General features: G+C 41.2%; 16 protein-coding genes. 6 read left to right on the top strand and 10 right to left on the bottom strand.

The features are described 5' to 3' along the window. The first annotated feature begins 35 nt into the window (after positions 1 to 35). Positions 36 to 749 (top strand): DarT1-associated NADAR antitoxin family protein, encoded by a 714-nt coding sequence (locus QJS82_RS07165; RefSeq protein WP_281491689.1) that lies wholly within the window; start codon positions 36 to 38, stop codon positions 747 to 749. 320 nt (positions 750 to 1,069) lie between these two features. On the opposite strand, the gene QJS82_RS07160 is transcribed toward QJS82_RS07165, so the two are convergent. Next, a complete protein-coding gene (locus tag QJS82_RS07160; protein ID WP_281490022.1) occupies positions 1,070 to 2,065 on the bottom strand; it encodes a diaminopimelate dehydrogenase in 996 nt (331 codons plus the stop codon). Positions 2,066 to 2,515: 450 nt separating this feature from the next. Between QJS82_RS07160 and QJS82_RS07155 the strand changes: the two genes are divergently transcribed. The 3 genes from QJS82_RS07155 (at position 2,516) to ppiC (ending at position 5,183) form a co-directional block, all read left to right on the top strand. Next, on the top strand, positions 2,516 to 3,511 hold the full coding sequence (locus QJS82_RS07155) for an IS4 family transposase (protein ID WP_348651563.1): 996 nt from the start codon (positions 2,516 to 2,518) through the stop codon (positions 3,509 to 3,511). 243 nt (positions 3,512 to 3,754) lie between these two features. Further along, positions 3,755 to 4,735 carry a 23S rRNA pseudouridine(2604) synthase RluF gene (rluF, locus tag QJS82_RS07150; RefSeq protein WP_281490021.1) on the top strand — a complete coding sequence of 327 codons (981 nt, stop codon included), beginning with the start codon at positions 3,755 to 3,757 and terminating at the stop codon, positions 4,733 to 4,735. A 169-nt stretch (positions 4,736 to 4,904) separates the two neighbouring features. After that, complete coding sequence (gene ppiC, locus QJS82_RS07145; protein ID WP_201565312.1) at positions 4,905 to 5,183, top strand: peptidylprolyl isomerase PpiC; 279 nt, start codon at positions 4,905 to 4,907, stop codon at positions 5,181 to 5,183. A 323-nt stretch (positions 5,184 to 5,506) separates the two neighbouring features. On the opposite strand, the gene QJS82_RS07140 is transcribed toward ppiC, so the two are convergent. From QJS82_RS07140 to QJS82_RS07125, 4 genes are all read right to left on the bottom strand, one after another. Next, the gene (locus QJS82_RS07140; RefSeq protein WP_201620274.1) at positions 5,507 to 6,034 is read right to left on the bottom strand and encodes a peroxiredoxin; all 528 of its coding nucleotides are present in this window, start codon (positions 6,032 to 6,034) and stop codon (positions 5,507 to 5,509) included. Positions 6,035 to 6,207: 173 nt separating this feature from the next. Next, the gene (locus tag QJS82_RS07135) at positions 6,208 to 6,420 is read right to left on the bottom strand and encodes a hypothetical protein (protein WP_281490020.1); all 213 of its coding nucleotides are present in this window, start codon (positions 6,418 to 6,420) and stop codon (positions 6,208 to 6,210) included. A gap of 87 nt (positions 6,421 to 6,507) precedes the next feature. After that, positions 6,508 to 6,843: a class I SAM-dependent methyltransferase gene (locus QJS82_RS07130; protein WP_281490019.1), complete on the bottom strand. Its 336-nt coding sequence runs from the start codon at positions 6,841 to 6,843 to the stop codon at positions 6,508 to 6,510. Continuing rightward, positions 6,809 to 7,237 (bottom strand): hypothetical protein, encoded by a 429-nt coding sequence (locus tag QJS82_RS07125; RefSeq protein WP_281490018.1) that lies wholly within the window; start codon positions 7,235 to 7,237, stop codon positions 6,809 to 6,811. Before QJS82_RS07125 ends, QJS82_RS07130 begins: the two co-directional genes overlap by 35 nt. 468 nt (positions 7,238 to 7,705) lie before the next feature. Here QJS82_RS07125 and QJS82_RS07120 point away from each other — a divergent pair, with 468 nt between their 5' ends. Together QJS82_RS07120 and QJS82_RS07115 are read left to right on the top strand one after the other, a co-directional pair. Further along, a complete protein-coding gene (locus tag QJS82_RS07120) occupies positions 7,706 to 7,858 on the top strand; it encodes a hypothetical protein (RefSeq protein ID WP_369958303.1) in 153 nt (50 codons plus the stop codon). A 609-nt stretch (positions 7,859 to 8,467) separates the two neighbouring features. Further along, complete coding sequence (locus tag QJS82_RS07115; protein WP_281490017.1) at positions 8,468 to 9,349, top strand: IS982 family transposase; 882 nt, start codon at positions 8,468 to 8,470, stop codon at positions 9,347 to 9,349. Between the two features lie 364 nt (positions 9,350 to 9,713). On the opposite strand, the gene QJS82_RS07110 is transcribed toward QJS82_RS07115, so the two are convergent. The 5 genes from QJS82_RS07110 to QJS82_RS07090 form a co-directional block, all read right to left on the bottom strand. Then, a complete protein-coding gene (locus tag QJS82_RS07110) occupies positions 9,714 to 10,928 on the bottom strand; it encodes an IS256 family transposase (RefSeq protein ID WP_281490016.1) in 1,215 nt (404 codons plus the stop codon). A 128-nt stretch (positions 10,929 to 11,056) separates the two neighbouring features. Continuing rightward, a protein-coding gene (locus tag QJS82_RS07105; protein WP_281490015.1) for an IS5 family transposase occupies positions 11,057 to 11,808 on the bottom strand; the annotation gives its coding sequence in 2 pieces (ribosomal slippage) (positions 11,057 to 11,601 and positions 11,601 to 11,808; 753 coding nt in all). Positions 11,809 to 12,468: 660 nt separating this feature from the next. Beyond that, positions 12,469 to 13,146 carry a DDE-type integrase/transposase/recombinase gene (locus QJS82_RS07100; RefSeq protein WP_281490014.1) on the bottom strand — a complete coding sequence of 226 codons (678 nt, stop codon included), beginning with the start codon at positions 13,144 to 13,146 and terminating at the stop codon, positions 12,469 to 12,471. 2 nt (positions 13,147 to 13,148) lie between these two features. Then, positions 13,149 to 13,646, bottom strand: coding sequence for a transposase (locus tag QJS82_RS07095; RefSeq protein WP_281490013.1), 498 nt, complete (start codon positions 13,644 to 13,646; stop codon positions 13,149 to 13,151). Positions 13,647 to 14,608: 962 nt separating this feature from the next. Then, positions 14,609 to 14,986: a transposase gene (locus tag QJS82_RS07090; RefSeq protein WP_281490012.1), complete on the bottom strand. Its 378-nt coding sequence runs from the start codon at positions 14,984 to 14,986 to the stop codon at positions 14,609 to 14,611. Positions 14,987 to 15,537 lie beyond the last annotated feature (551 nt).

Raw genomic sequence — 15,537 nt, 5'->3', positions numbered from 1 at the left:
TAAGGCATATTGCAATGCAAGAAACACAGAACCCTATGGAACAAGCGCAAAACGCGGTAGAACACAGACCGGTATTCATGCCTAGAGTCAATAGTGACAATTTGGTCAAAACTGACATGGTACGATTTGAGCGGCACGTGGGGTTTGCCAGTAGACAAAAGAAAAAATCCATCAATGATATGCATCAAGTCATTCGCAAAAAATATGGCTTTAGTCACGTCTTAGAGCTATCGAGTAAATCTGGCAATAAGTTGAGTTTTCCACTCAGTCCATTAAGCTTAAAACTTACCAATGAGCATGATGGTCAAGCGTATAGTGTCGAAAATGCCTTTCAGAGCAGCATGATTTTTGAGGATGGTGGTCCGTATACTGACTTGCTGACAGTCCCGCCAAGACAAGCCAAAAAGGATGAGCGTTTAACAACCTCAGGTGAGCTGATTGGCTATAATTATTTTGGTATGGAATGGAGTGTAGAGCCATTGACTACATTTTATGACTGGCTGTATGTGAATGCTCTAAAGCAAAATACTCATCTGCATGAGGAAGTCATGCAATATCAAGCTTTTACGGATCGTGAGTTTAATCCTAAGAAATCTATCCATTGTGCGGCTTATGCGCTGGCGATGTTTGTCGCGCTCAATAAACGTGGGTTACTCGATAATGTTGAAGATCCAACGGTGTTTTTTAACTTATATCATGAGTTTAAAGTGAGTAACACCGAGCACCTTTTGGAAGAGGGTTGGGTCTGAATGATTTATAAAGAAAAATCCTTATACATCGTCAATGAGCTTTAAATCACATAGAAAGATTTCTACTGTTTATTTAGCATATAGTAGAGTTACTTTAAAATCGATACAGTGTGACTGGGATGAATTTTCCGTAGCCTCTGGAGTGCAAAGCGCACAGCAAGCAAGGAAAATTTATACCAGTCGCATATAGCCATAACGTAGCGCTTTTATTTTGAACTGATTCTAGCCCACCAAAAACCAGATTATAAAAAAAGCACCAAGCCATTAAGGTTCGGTGCTTTTTTTAGCTCAGTTTTTTATTTCTGGTCTAGAGCAGGCGTTTATAGTAGTTCTTTACGCAGCTGAGCTGGAGACTTAGGAGATAATAAGCTAGGTGCGACGTCGAGTACGGTTTTCGCACCAGTTTCGCCTGCCAAGTTCATTTTATAGGCGGCGCGGGCATAGGCTACGAGTACGCTAGAGGTAAACTCGGGATTACTGCCAAGCTTTAATGAGAATTCCAACACTTGATTATTCTGCTCATCATCCATGCCACTTACACCACTGCGAATCACAAAACCGCCATGGGGCATCTTTTGATGGTCACGCTCAAACGTTGATTGGTCGATAAAGTGTACCTTGGTATCGTAGTCGACAAAGTAGTCCGGCATGGTCACGATGGTGTTGCGTACGGTATCGGCATCTGCGCCATCTGCTAGCACGATATAGCATTCGCGGGTGTGTTTCTCGCGGGTGCTCAGCGTTGGCTGCTCGCCATTTCGTACCCGTGTCATGGCAGGCTCTGACGGAATGGTATATTGCACGCCTGATTTCACACCATCTACGCGGCGTACCGCATCTGAGTGGCCCTGACTTAAGCCCTTGCCCCAAAAGGTATAGGTTTCGCCAACCGGTAAAATGGCTTCGCCGTATAAGCGGTTGATGGAAAACAAACCGGGATCCCAACCGACGGACAACATGGCGACTTTGTTGGCTTTCTTGGCAGGTGTATCAAGTGCTGCAAAGTACTCAGGAATCTTAGCGTGAGTATCGAAACTATCGACAATATTAAATAAACCAGCCAACGCTGGGCCTTGCTCAGGCAAATCAGACTTAGAGCCGCCACATAATATCAGCACATCTATCTCGTCTTTATATTGGGCAATATCGTCCATGGCGTACACGGGCACGCTGTCGTCAATCAGGGTGACGGAGGCAGGGTCTCGGCGGCTGAATACACAGACTAACTGCATGTCTGGGCTTTGTTTGATGGCGGCTTGTGCGCCGCGGCCAAGGTTGCCGTAACCGGCGATGGCGACTCTAATTATTGGGGTCATTATGATTAGCCTTACGTTGGTGGAGCGGACAGTCCGTTACTTAGCTACTGCTGGTGCAATAAGGGTTTGCAGTAAGTTGAACGGTAATACATTGATGGTTTACACAAATGGCATCTATTTTAGAGGATTACTATAACAAGTGATAGGGTACTGTCATACTAAATTTGAACTGCGTTTTCGATGCTCACAAAGATGCATGGCGTAGGATGGGGCGAAATTTTATAGTGAAATTAAATCAGAATCTCTCCAAACTGACATCGATTAACGTTTATTACTCTGCACACGACAAAAAAAACAAAAAAGTCTGTTAAAGCAAAGGCATAATAGTAATTTTCAAGACGAATCAGACCATGCCAAACTTTAACAGACTTAGTGAAACTTTAACCCAAAACCTGAGTATGAACAAGGCAAGAATCACATGTTTGAGCCTAATGATAATAGCCCTGATTACTGCTCAAAGCAGTAATCTTAAAAAAAATAGCAAGACACCTCCCTAAGGGTGGCAAGACCGACAGTCACTATCGCAGACTACAGCGATTTTTTGCCGAAGCCAGGATAGACTACGATCAACTGGCTTTAATGATATATCGACTATTTGGGCTAGGCAAAGTCACCTTAACCATTGACCGCACCAACTGGAAATGGGGTAAAAGTAACCTCAACATCTTTATGCTAGGGGTGGTATATAAAGGGATAGCCATCCCCTTATACTGGCAAATGCTAGATAAGCGAGGTAATACAAACCATCTTGAACGCTGTGAACTTATTGAGCGGTTTATCAAACAATTTGGCAAAGATAACCTTGAGATGATAGTAGCAGACAGAGAGTTTGTTGGCGAAAAATGGTTTAACTGGCTCACCAATAATCACATACCCTTTGCCATACGGATTAAGAAGAACAGTAAAGTTAGGAATCATCATGGCAAGCTGGTACAGATTAAAGAGTTATTGCGCCATGTTAGCCATCAAGAAACATATCGACATGGGCGAATACTGACTGTCGATGGTTGTTTGGTTCGAGTATTTGCCAAGCGTGATAAAGACTACGGTTTAGTGATTGTCGCAACCAATCAACTAGAAACAGTGGATGCGATGACAAGCTATGGCAAGCGTTGGGAAATTGAGACTTTATTTGCTTGTCTAAAGGGGCGTGGCTTTAATCTTGAAGATACCCACTTAACCCATCTTGATCGGGTCAGTAAATTAGTCGCAGTGAACGCCTTAGCATTTTGTTGGGCTTATCATGTCGGTATTTATAAAGACAAAGATAAGCCGTTAAAACGCAAGTTGAAGTCAAACGCTCGACCTCAAGCCAGTTTGTTTGCGCTTGGCCTGGATATATTGATTGAAGGCCTTCGCTTGGTGTTTTTTAATAATGATAAGACTGTATTTCGACAGTTAGTTAGCTTTTTAACCCCTAAACCTATGAAAATCGGGTGGGGATGATTTTTTTTGTCGTGTGCAGAGCGTTTATTACTATAACTTAAGCGCAGTAATGGTCACGGCCATGAGACTACTTGTACCTTTAAACAATGAGCAATAAACAATGAGCAATAGGTTTTGCCCATCTCTCCTGAAACGCGAACTGAATTTACTATATAATGTTAGCCATCTCGTTGTTGATAATCCATTCAGTTGAGGTCTTTTTCTTAGTAAGAAAGACTTTTTATTAGGTAAAAACGGTGCTTTATGTTTAACGCTTCTTCGACTCGCTTAAATAAATACATTAGCGAAAGCGGTATTTGCTCCAGGCGCGACGCTGATCGCTTTATTGAACAAGGTAATGTGTACGTCAATGGCAAGCGTGCTCAAGTAGGCGCGCAAGTAGTTGCTGGAGATGTAGTAAAAGTTAACGGCCAGCTTATTGAGCCACGGGAAGCAGATGATTTCGTTTTTATTGCGTTGAATAAACCAGTAGGCATTGTGAGCACCACAGAAAGCTCTGAGAAAAACAATATTGTTGATTTTGTGAGACATAGCGTACGTATTTTTCCGATTGGGCGCTTGGATAAAGATTCCCAAGGTTTAATCTTTTTAACGAGCAATGGCGATTTGGTTAATAAGGTGTTACGTGCGGGTAATAACCATGAGAAAGATTATGTGGTGACGGTAAATAAGCCGATAACGGATAGTTTTATTGAAGGTTTAGCCGGTGGCGTACCTATTTTGGGCAGGATGACAAAAAAATGTCCGGTCACTAAGGTGTCGCCTAACGTGTTTAACATCACGCTAGTGCAAGGTTTAAACCGTCAAATTCGCCGTATGTGTGAGCATTTTGGCTATGAAGTCGTGAAGCTTGAGCGCACACGTATTATGAATGTGAGTCTTAAGGGTATTCCCGTTGGAGACTGGCGAGATTTAACCCCAAAAGAGATGGCCGTTTTACTGAAATCTATAGAAGACTCTTCTTCGGAAGACAGTACTGCTGCTAAGAAATCTCGTAAGGCGCCACGAAAAAAACCTCGTACGGATACTTCGTCAAAGTCAAAAGAATCTTCAAAACCAACGGGCGCCGCAAAAGGGAATGCTAAACATCCCAAAGATGGTACTAGAAAACCAACGGGTTCTAAAGGTAAAGACAGGCGTCCTTTTGGTGATAGCAAGAAGCCTGCTGCAAATGGCAAGCGCCCTGCAAAAGGTCGAGGTTCTTCGCGGTCCTCAAAACGATAAATTGATAGGTAGTGGCAGCGCCACTCAAAAGGCACCAACTCTCATCCAAAGAGTACCGCCTGTGTGGATAATGACTTTTGATGCAGTAGCGCAGTCAAGTTAGGCCAGCAACCAAAGAGAGTAGTGATATAATGCCCCGATAATCGATATTTTATAAAGGGTTTACATTATGGCTCGTACCGCTAGCGCATTACACATTTTAGTAAAAGATAAAGAACTGGCTGACGACATTATTGCCAAGCTTAAAAAAGGTGCCCAGTTTGATGTGTTGGCTAAGAAACACTCCACCTGCCCATCCGCTAAAAAAGGCGGCAGCTTAGGTGAGTTTAAACAAGGTCAAATGGTACCGGCATTTGATAAAGTCTGCTTCAACGGCGAACTCTTTACCCCGCATTTAGTGAAAACCAAGTTTGGCTGGCATGTGGTTAAAGTGCTTTATAGGACGTAAGCGTTAGACCCTGTAATGGCATAAAAGCTTTGAGCTGTTTTTAAGACGGTGTACACAATAAAGCCAGACAACTTAAGCTGTCTGGCTTTTTTTATGGTTAATACTTATCTGTTTGCCAAAAATCATGCTCACATTGTCACTATCTCCAACAATAACACCGCTCAGCGATAGAAATTTTTATAAAAACCATAAAAAACTGCGTAGCCCTTATATTTAACGGTTACATTTAAGAGCTAAGCAGTTCTATAGTTTTTAAATATCAGTATGTGAGCATCTATCGACGCCCGATAACACTTGATAACAACAGTCAAGCGTCAACGCTGTTAAGCATTACTTTTCAAATACGCTAACATGGTGTCTGCATCTGATACTTCAAACGGGTCAGTTGGGCAGTTGTCGTCAAAACCAGCTTCTTTAAATACTTTTTTGATGGCTTTATTGTCGACATACATCGAATAACGCCATGAGCGCATACCAAAGCCAAGATTGCTCTTATCAACCAGCATGCCCATTTTACGAGTGAACTCACCATTACCATCAGGAAGCAAGAAAACGTTTTCACGGTTTTGCTTTAAGCCCCATTGGTACATGACGAAGGCATCATTGACAGAAACGCAAACGATCTCATCTACGCCTAACGCCTTAAACTCATTGTAAAGCTCTTCATAGCGAGGTAGATGGCTGGTCGAACAGGTTGGCGTAAAGGCACCTGGTAATGAGAACACAACCACTTTTTTATTGACAAATAGCTCATCTGTGGTTAAGTCTTGCCATTTAAATGGATTGTCTCCTCCGATAGATTCATCACGAACACGGGTTTTGAAAGTCACATCAGGTACATGGGTAATCATTATTTACTCCGATTTAGGTTATTGTCTTTTTGTTTTCAAATACTTCACTTATATGATAATAGCTATAGTAGTCCATAAGCAAATCTTTAAGCTGATAGTCACTATATAAGCTATCAAAATAAATGAACCGCCCAGCCTAATCCAAAAATAGACTGTGTGAGAATTTAAGTTTGTCATTGCTTAATCATAATATTAAACCACTTTTCATCTCTATCTGCTCTTTGGTCATTGGTAAGCCAAATTTCGTCTTTGAATTCATGGTTGGTTTTTTGCTTGATAGCTTCCCAGCGCTCTTCATTCATATCACAAAAAAAGCGGTTGTCTTTCACATGCTCATTATCGCCATATTTAAACGATGCGTAAAAAACTCCATCATCAGTTAGCATGTGTAGCAACCCATCTATTAATTCAGGCAGCTCCTTATAAGGTACATGGAGTAATGAGGCGCATGCCCAAATAGCGGTAAATTGACGTTACCAGTTTTTTTGGATAATGTCTTGAAAAGTAGCACAATGCCACTCAATCGTATCTTGATAGTCCATGCGCTTTTGAGCAGCTGCTTTTGCAAGATCAAGTAATGCCGAGCTACTATCGATAGCAGTAACATTGAAGCCTAAACTGGCAAAATGCATACTGTCACGACCTGAACCGCAGCCTAAGTCCAGTATATTTTGATTGCTTATTGGTCTGACAGGTAGATTATCTATAAAGGGTTGATATAGCAGACGCATATTCACATCGATGGTTTGCTCGATGAATGAGTGTGCATTGCTATTATAAAAGGCTAGGGTGTTTGATTGATCTATCATAGGTTATATATCGCTGCTTATTGTCAGAAAAGACTACAGCCTTGTTGTTTAGGTGTACGGTTTCTTCAGCATAGCTCAAACCTATCAGTCTAAGGTACTTTAGGTTCTTTAGATTGCCGATAGCGCCAGGTAATGGCTTAGTGGACTCACTTTCGCTTCGTAGTACTGATTTATTATCAATACAGTTATAACTCGTTGATTTTCCATATCCCAAATCCAGTCGCTCTAACTGGCGCAACGCTTCAGGTTCACGAGGGATAGTGCTATCAGGGCTGCCTGATATATTATGGTTGTCAATCCAGTCCCATATCTCTATCATCCAGTCTTCAACGTGCGTATCTTGATTGATAGTGCTGTTGTCATCTTGGCTGGTTTTATCGCTATATGCTGTCATAAGATTACCTTTTAATGCCTGTTAAATAATGATGGTTACATGAGGTGAGTGCATTCAAATTCTTAGCTAGTCTTATTGCTATGTGTCAAACTGCAGATTAGTTGGGCACAATAATAAAACCAAGGTAAGCCATATGCTTAACATAGCTTGGACTATCAGTGACTGAGACTGATAAAAGTTTATGAAGCGGTTTGGAGAGTTTGCTTAAAAAAGCGGAATAGCAGAAAGCGCTCATAAGACTCAGTAGCTGAGTATGAGAAGAATATTTTAGAAGTATGAATTTTGGAATCAATTGACTAGAAGTAGTCATAAAGAAATCTCCTGTTGCTCTGTCTGTGCCAAATTGAAACGACACAGTTACCTTACAGAGCAAAAAGGAGTTGTGCGTTTTACCAGTCTTTGTTTTTCATCGCGCTGGAAGTAGCCGTAAACCCACGATGTTTTTTATCATAGCAAGCTGTTTATTATTTGTCAAAAGTGACATTGAGCTATGCTGAAGAAATTCTAGAGAACAATGGCAATATCTTAGCGACTGCAAAGCAGTTAGGCATAGCCATGCAAACCTTATCTAACTGGCAGAATAAAGCGAATGAAGGCTATCGTATTGTCTCAGCATACTGAGTCTTTGATAGTGCTGGGGCAGTCTGTTATAAGTGTTTCCATTAGAGCAGTCTATTTTAAGTGGTCTATTAACAGGTTTAAAGAGTAAAACGACTGGTTCTGTTGAGATATAGATCGCTAAGACCGGTGTGGTTTGATTTTTATCGTCAGGCTGCATAATCAAAATCTCCCAAGTTCAACTGTACGGATTTGACAGCAGGGATTATGAATTACTAACAGGGGATAAGTTTTACTTCGTTTGCAAGGAATTAAAGAATAATCAGGATGATATTATTAAACTATCTAAATGGTTAGAATCTCAATGCTAGTAAAGAAATTCTCTATCTTATTTGTTGTTACAAGGAAAATAATGATTTGTTAAGGGGTTCCAAAGTGATAAACCTTGTGCGACAACTATGCTGCGGCCAGCTAATGTATTAAAATTGATAGTAGCTGCATTTGTTTGAGCCACGACTCACCATACGGAGAGTTCAGACAGAGCAATACTGGAAAGAACACATCATAAAAACTTATACTTCCCACCCCACTCTCAACTTCGAAAGTAATTGAAAAAAGAAGAGCACCTCACTAATCTATTGTTTTCGACCAAGAATACAATGGAGTTGTGAGATGCCCATAGACGAATTTATCATCAATATCTATTTAATGGTAGAGCAATATTACAAAATAGTCGTCACCAAACCCTTGCGAAGTGCAGGTTACGCGCCAAAGCTAAGTGATCCTGAGGTTATTTGCATGGAGATGGTCGGTGAATTTTTACACCTTGATCAAGACAAACAAATTTGGCAATACTTTACCCAGCATTGGCAAGCCTGGTTTCCAGCCATCGGCTCATATCCTAACTTCGCAAAGCATTGCGCTAATCTGTGGCAAGTCAAACAGCAGATACAAGATAAAGTCAGTCAAATTGAAGGCCGTGACAACATTCATTTTATGGATGGCTTTCCGATACCCGTCTGTCATTATGGACGCGCTTATCGGCATAAGAATTATCAAGACTTAGCAGCTTTTAGCTACTGTGCCGCTAAGCAAGAGAGGTACTATGGCTTTGAAGGCCATTTGCTTGTTAACTTATCGGGCATGATTAAAGGCTTTACCTTTGCTCCTGCCAATGTTGATGAAAGAGCGGTTGCCCCAGAAATCACCACTCATATTCATGGGCTACTTGGCGCTGATAAAGGGTATATCAGCCCTAGTCTGACATCGTACTACGACGCTCAAGGCGTGGATTTACAAACGCCACTCAGAGCCAACATGAAAGAGGATAGACCCAAACCTGTGGTAAGGCGGCTAATGAAAGCCCGCCGTATCGTTGAAACAGTCATTGGTCAGCTATCAGAACGATTTAATATACAAAGGGTACGAGCAAGAGATTTATGGCATTTGTCTCATCGATTGATTCGTAAGATTCTTTCACACAATCTGTGCTTTGTACTCAACAAAAAACTTGGTAATCCGCCTCTTCAGTTTGATTTGCTTATTTCAAGTTGAGAGTGGGGTACTTCCCATAAATAGTCATCAATTTTGTAGGATGTTAAATACCATAACCTGATAGGTTCCAATCTAAAAGATAGTAAGCTACTCAATTTTAGTTATTATTACTTTTATGAATAAAAAAATAAGCTTGCTAAGCCCTAAACTGCTGACTAAATCTATCTTTAACTGGGCTATATATAATGACAATATTAATCATTAGTGATAGCATGGATTTAACTGCAGTGAGCTAGACGCTATTACAGAGTATCTTGAGTTAAGGATTCAAATAAAATTTTCGAATTCTTCGCTCATAATATTTATTATCTGTTAAAGATTGATTGCTTGATCGAGACCATCCCAGATTCTGTGTAACTGCCATTTAGATTAAATGCTTACTGATACGGTCATCAAACATAATCATAAAACGATTCAGAGCAGACGTCCAGTTACGGATTGGCATCGACCACTTTTTGGATGCCTGCTGGGTGGCTAAGTACACCACCTTGAATGCTGCCTGATCAGATGGGAACACCTTACGCTTATTCACCGCTGTCCGAATCACGCTGTTTAAAGACTCAATAGCATTGGTGGTATAAATCACTTTTCTGATGTCTTTAGGATACTCGAAGAACACCGTTAAGCCCTCCCAGTTATTACGCCAAGACTTGATGACATGCGGATACTCCTTGCCCCAAGTCTCATCAAAGTGCTCAAGATTGGCCTCTGCCATCTCTATAGTATCAGCGCCATAGATAGCCTTTAAATCAGCCGCTACTGCCTTTTTATCTGTCCACGGCACAAACTTCATTGAGTAACGCACCATATGTACGATACACAGTTGAACCTGAGCGTTGGGGTAGACTGTGTTAATGGCATCAGGGAAGCCCTTTAAACCATCAACACAGGCAATGAGGATGTCTTGTACCCCACGGTTTTGTAGCTCAGTGAGTACGCCAAGCCAGAACTTAGCGCCCTCATTCTCTGATAGCCACATACCAAGCAGCTCTTTTTTACCATCAAGAGCAACACCTAGCGCTAAGTAAATGGCTTTGTTGATAATCTGCTTATCTTGACGTACTTTGACGACAATGCAGTCTAGATAGACAATAGGATAAACACTGCTCAGCGGCCGGTTCTGCCAAGCGGTGATGTCCTCTAATATGTTATCGGTGACTCTTGAGACAAGAGAGCTTGAGATGTCGACGTCATAGAGTTCTTTAATGGTTTCGACGATTTCAGTGGTGGTCTGACCTTTGGCATAAAATGAGATGATTTTATCATCAAGGCCTGAGATACGACTTTGATGCTTACGCACTAAGGCAGGTTCAAAAGCGCCGTCACGGTCTCTTGGGGTGGAGATCTCAAGATCGCCTGTGTCACTGCGGACTGTCTTTTTAGTGTGCCCATTGCGCTTGTTAGGCTTATCCGCCTTTTCATGTTTGGGGTAGCCGAGATGGTCTTCCATTTCAGCTTCAAGGGCAGTATCGATAAAGGATTGCATGAGCTGCTTTTGAAAATCTTTGATGTCATCAAAGCTATTCATGCTACCAGCCATTTGCTCGGCCAGTTTCTTAATGTCAGATTGAGTAGTCATTGCTTATTCTCCGGTTGGTGGATTATAAGCAGTTACACAAAGTTTGGGAAACTGCCGCTTGATCCTCTAACAGACCGCTTTAAAGCTGCCTTTTAAATCAAATTTAGAAACAATACTAGGGCGTGTCTTCAATTCATTTTACAATGAATGATAGTACACGCTAGATAGAGCATTGACTTAAAATTACGAGCTAACTTCTCATAGCGAGTAGCGATACTACGAAAGTGCTTAAGCCTTGCAAACATATTTTCAACAAGATGACGCAGCTTGTACAAATAGCTATCAAACTCTGGATTAGGCGCTTTAGCATTGCTTCTTTTAGGGATTATAGGGATCATGTCATGCATGTAAGCTTTATCCCTAATCGCTTGGGAATCATAGCCCTTATCAGCGATAAAGTAATCAGCTTGTCCAATCATGTCAATCAATTCACCTGCAACTTGACTGTCGTGGACGTCACCCCCAGTGATTTTAAAATTGAGCGGATATCCATCGGCATCACAGGATAGGTGTATCTTTGTAGTTGCGCCGCCACGGCTTCGTCCAATTGCTCTATCTTCACCACGCCGAGCTCCACTTGCATGCTGGTGACAGCGAACATAGCTTCCGTCTGTGAATACCCATTCCGTATCAATTTCTTTGCGTAAGCTAAAAAAAAATCCGCCCATAAGCCAGTTTTCGACCATCGATTAAAGCGACTATAGGCTGTTTTCCATGAACATAATTCTTCAGGTATGTCACGCCAAGGCGCGCCTGTGCGTAGTTTCCACAGTATGGCTTCCATGATCTCTCGGCTGTTTTGAGTTTGATAGCAGCCGTACTTTATCATCGTCGATTGCAATTGATGCCAAAGTGTATCTGTTAATGCTTTTCTTGCCATAACTTGTATTTCTCGCATCGACTCAGTAGATGCGGTATTGTAACTATTATTTATGCCTTATCCAATTGAAGACACGCCCTAGTAAAACTTCATGATCATGAGAAAAGTGAAGAAATAGTGAAAAATATAAAGCGTGCTAAAAATTTAGAGAAAAAATTTAAGACTGTAGTTTCTGAAACTGTAGATGAAGTAAGGAAGAGAAGTTTAGAGATATATGGGTAGGTCTTGAGCCGTGCCGACTATATTGGATTTTTATTTACTTGAGTGAAGGGGCGATCTCCGCCTGAGCGAGAAAATCAGCAGCCTTGCATATGCTTTAATTCGCTTGCTTTAGTTCTTTATTTTTGCTTTCAAGCTCCTTTATGCGTTGATCTTGTATTGAGGCAGGAATGATTTAGTCTATTTACTTTTTATGCCATGATCGTAGAGTTTTAGGCATACAGCCAATCTTAGATGCAATGGCTTGAACAGCTTACCATGTAGAGGGATAGCCGCTCGCGGATTCAGTTAGTATGCGAACGGCGCGTTCTTCAATCTCAGGAATGTAGTTTCGTATTTTCATTGTCGTATTCTATCAGAGTGTTGAACCTTCGATAATACTGGGGCGGTTCAGCATAGTACAATTGGATATGTGTTACCCTTTGAGTTTAAAAAATAGCATTATGATATTTTAAACTTGTCAGGCAGCAATGCCTGACTCAAGTAAATAAGCCTCCGATAAATTCGGGGCAGTTCACCAGTGTGCAATGCATTCTCACTGATTAAAGTACGCTCAAGCAGCTGAGCTGCCAGTACACCTGACTCGTGGTCATAAACCTCCCAGCCAACAATTTTACGGCTATAGACATCCTCTATCATGTACAAATAATAGAACTGACCCCGTACCGGACTTGGCAGATAGGTGATATCCCAGCAGAACACTTGGCAAGGGCCAGTGGCAGTAAAGGTCTTTGGGGCGCTTGAGGCTTTAGGGGCAAGTGCACGACCGCGGTGAGCCAATTGCTCATGCTGCCTCAGCACCCGATAAAAGGTAGACTCTGAGCCATGATATATCCCCTCATCAAGCAGGGTCGGTACAATTTGGGTGGGCGGCAGACTGGCAAAGCGGGGCTGATTGCACACGGCTAGGATGGCGGCTTGTTCAGAGGCGCTCAGTTTATTCTTAGGAGCTTGGCGCACGGCGTCACACCGTTTATCACCATTCACGTGACCTGCGCGGTACCAGCGCCGATAGGTGCGGATGCTAATGCCAACTTCAATACAGGCAAGGTTAAGTCTGGCTCCTGAGTGATTGGCCTCTTGTATCCAGTCTATGTATTGCTTGCGCTTAGGGAGCAAGGTCAGTCGTCATCAAACTCCTCCCAAAACGCTTCCAACTTTTTTCGCAATACCAGTAAGGCGGCAGTTTCAGCTAAAGCCTTTTCTTTTCGAGCAAGCTCTCGGGTGAGTTGTTTGATCTGTTTGCGATCGCTCTGCTGCTGACGCTTGTCTTTCAGGCTTTGTTGTTTGCTGCTGCTAAAGCCTTGTAAGGCGTCAGTACGCCACGCTTTGATTTGCTCAACATATAGGCCTTTGCTGCGGCAGTATTCGCTAAGTTCACTCTCGCTTAGGGTGGCCGTCTCTATAATGGTGGCAAGCTTGGTTTCGCTTGACCAGTCATCAGGGGTTTTATGGTTCGATGGCATGGGGTGACCTTGTTCTCTAGCTTGGGCACGCCAATTATACAGGGTCTGTAATCCGATGCCTTCACTTCTTGAAACCTCGGCAACACTTAGGCTCAGCGGGGGTAGCAGTTTGCTGAGTATAGCCTGTTTACGTTCTTCGCTATATCGTGGCATGATGTGTCCTCATTGTCCCCTTTGGAATTATTATTTAGGGGTGACAACTATCCTGCCATAGGGGGTTATGAATGTTAGTGATTTGATGCTTCGATAATTATGGATATTAATCTTTTTACAATATCAGAAGTATGTTTATATTTTTATTGTTGTCTTTTTCTAGACAGTGAGGTCTCCAACAATCTTGGGACGGTTCGCGGTTATATTGTGTGAATACTGCACCTAAGAGAGGTAGAGCATATTGGTTGTACCTATTTGCTAATTTTAAATATGAATCGAGTATAAGTGAAGGCTAATTATAGAAAATCATCAATAAACTTAGTAAGAAAAGAGGTTAATGTATCGGGAAAATTTGAAATCCAAATTCAGAGTTGTCAAGATACTGAACCATGCCAGTGTTAATTGATCTATTAAAGATAGAACAACTAATAAAATATATGAAATGACTAAAAGCTTCTGGTAATTCATAATAAGCGTACAATTGTCTACGAGTATGAATAACTACATCGCTGTATTTTTCTTATTTCCTATGCTAATGATCCCGATTGCAACATTATGGCTTTGCTTCAAACCTAAATGGTTATATTCCACCCATTGGTTGCCAAGCAATCGAATACTACTAATTCTATATGCTGCCATAGCTTGGGTTATAAGTATTTTAATAATAATTATGTTATATGAATGGGATCATCAAACGACAGTTTTTGAGCAACTAGTAGGAGGTTTAGGTTGTTTTGGATTTATATTAATGTTCAAGGAAAAGTTGATTACGAAAAAGTGAATTATGAGAAAAATGATAATGGCGTGACCAATATTCAAAATTTTAGCCAAATATAAGCGCAAGCGAGATTGAGCTATAGCCAAGTCTTTATAAAATCGATACAGCCCATATCATGAAATAGTTTAGTCAGATTATTCTCCATCCATCCTTGGCATAGAGATTTTGCCTGTGCACATTTCTTTTAAATGGGATTAAGGTCAGGGTTATAGGTTGGTAGCCAAAGAATACGATGGCCATGCCTGTTAAGTAATTTTTGAATACGCTTGCTCTTATGAAAGCAGGCATTATCTATAACGATTACGCATTTCGTTTTAAGACTTGCAATAAGTATGAACTTGCAGCAGTCATAAAATATATTACCATTAATATTCTGCTCAAAGTAGTCAGCCGCAAACAGCATCTTTTCGTAGAGAGCACCGATGATATTGGTACGTTTTTTTGCTTGCCAGCTGTAGCGATCAATACAAGGTTTACCAATCGGTGCATAGACATAAGGTCTGATAGTTTTGGCCTCAAAGCAGCCCTCATCCAAATAAACAATGGGATAGCCTTGCTGCATAAAAATATTGAGCTTACTCTGATAAGTCGCTCTTTTTATCAGGCACGCTTTTGGATGTTATAAAGTCTTTTTTTTGGCTGATGCCAGGACGCTTTAAATCATTGAAGATGCCAGTTTTACTACAGTTCAAGCGAGGAGCTCTTTTATAGTTATAATCATCCGGATATCTTTTACGTCTTCAATCAATGCGTCATCAGGTATTTTAGTTGGTGCTTGATTTCTGGTTGTTTTAGCGACTAAATTCTACTGCCAGCTGTGGATGGTATTGGTACTAACTTCATGAAATAGCGCAGCTTCTCGTATGGTCATGGCATCAGCGATGCTAAAAAATACCTACTTACAATAGTCTATTGAATAAGTCGTCGTTCATTTCATTAAATGTGATTATTAATAGTATTGTGTCGGTTTTATTTCAATTGGACTATAATATCAACGACAGTTGACTCCTTCGCATAGAAGTCAGGTAGAATATGACCGCTTAACCATCAATAGCATTTATATACCAATCAGCGATAACTCAGTTATAGCAAATATCTTAGTAAGAAGGTAGA

This window comes from Psychrobacter maritimus (assembly GCF_029953575.1).
Classification (GTDB): domain Bacteria; phylum Pseudomonadota; class Gammaproteobacteria; order Pseudomonadales; family Moraxellaceae; genus Psychrobacter; species Psychrobacter maritimus.
This window is presented reverse-complemented; position numbering and strand designations above follow the sequence as displayed.

Coding starts and splice junctions, on each gene's coding strand:
- QJS82_RS07165 (WP_281491689.1), top strand. CDS start 36: ATGGAACAAGCGCAAAACGCGGTAGAACACAGACCGGTATTCATGCCT.
- QJS82_RS07160 (WP_281490022.1), bottom strand. CDS start 2,065: ATGACCCCAATAATTAGAGTCGCCATCGCCGGTTACGGCAACCTTGGC.
- rluF (WP_281490021.1), top strand. CDS start 3,755: ATGTTTAACGCTTCTTCGACTCGCTTAAATAAATACATTAGCGAAAGC.
- ppiC (WP_201565312.1), top strand. CDS start 4,905: ATGGCTCGTACCGCTAGCGCATTACACATTTTAGTAAAAGATAAAGAA.
- QJS82_RS07140 (WP_201620274.1), bottom strand. CDS start 6,034: ATGATTACCCATGTACCTGATGTGACTTTCAAAACCCGTGTTCGTGAT.
- QJS82_RS07135 (WP_281490020.1), bottom strand. CDS start 6,420: ATGCTAACTGATGATGGAGTTTTTTACGCATCGTTTAAATATGGCGAT.
- QJS82_RS07130 (WP_281490019.1), bottom strand. CDS start 6,843: ATGATAGATCAATCAAACACCCTAGCCTTTTATAATAGCAATGCACAC.
- QJS82_RS07125 (WP_281490018.1), bottom strand. CDS start 7,237: ATGACAGCATATAGCGATAAAACCAGCCAAGATGACAACAGCACTATC.
- QJS82_RS07115 (WP_281490017.1), top strand. CDS start 8,468: ATGCCCATAGACGAATTTATCATCAATATCTATTTAATGGTAGAGCAA.
- QJS82_RS07110 (WP_281490016.1), bottom strand. CDS start 10,928: ATGACTACTCAATCTGACATTAAGAAACTGGCCGAGCAAATGGCTGGT.
- QJS82_RS07095 (WP_281490013.1), bottom strand. CDS start 13,646: ATGCCACGATATAGCGAAGAACGTAAACAGGCTATACTCAGCAAACTG.
- QJS82_RS07090 (WP_281490012.1), bottom strand. CDS start 14,986: ATGCAGCAAGGCTATCCCATTGTTTATTTGGATGAGGGCTGCTTTGAG.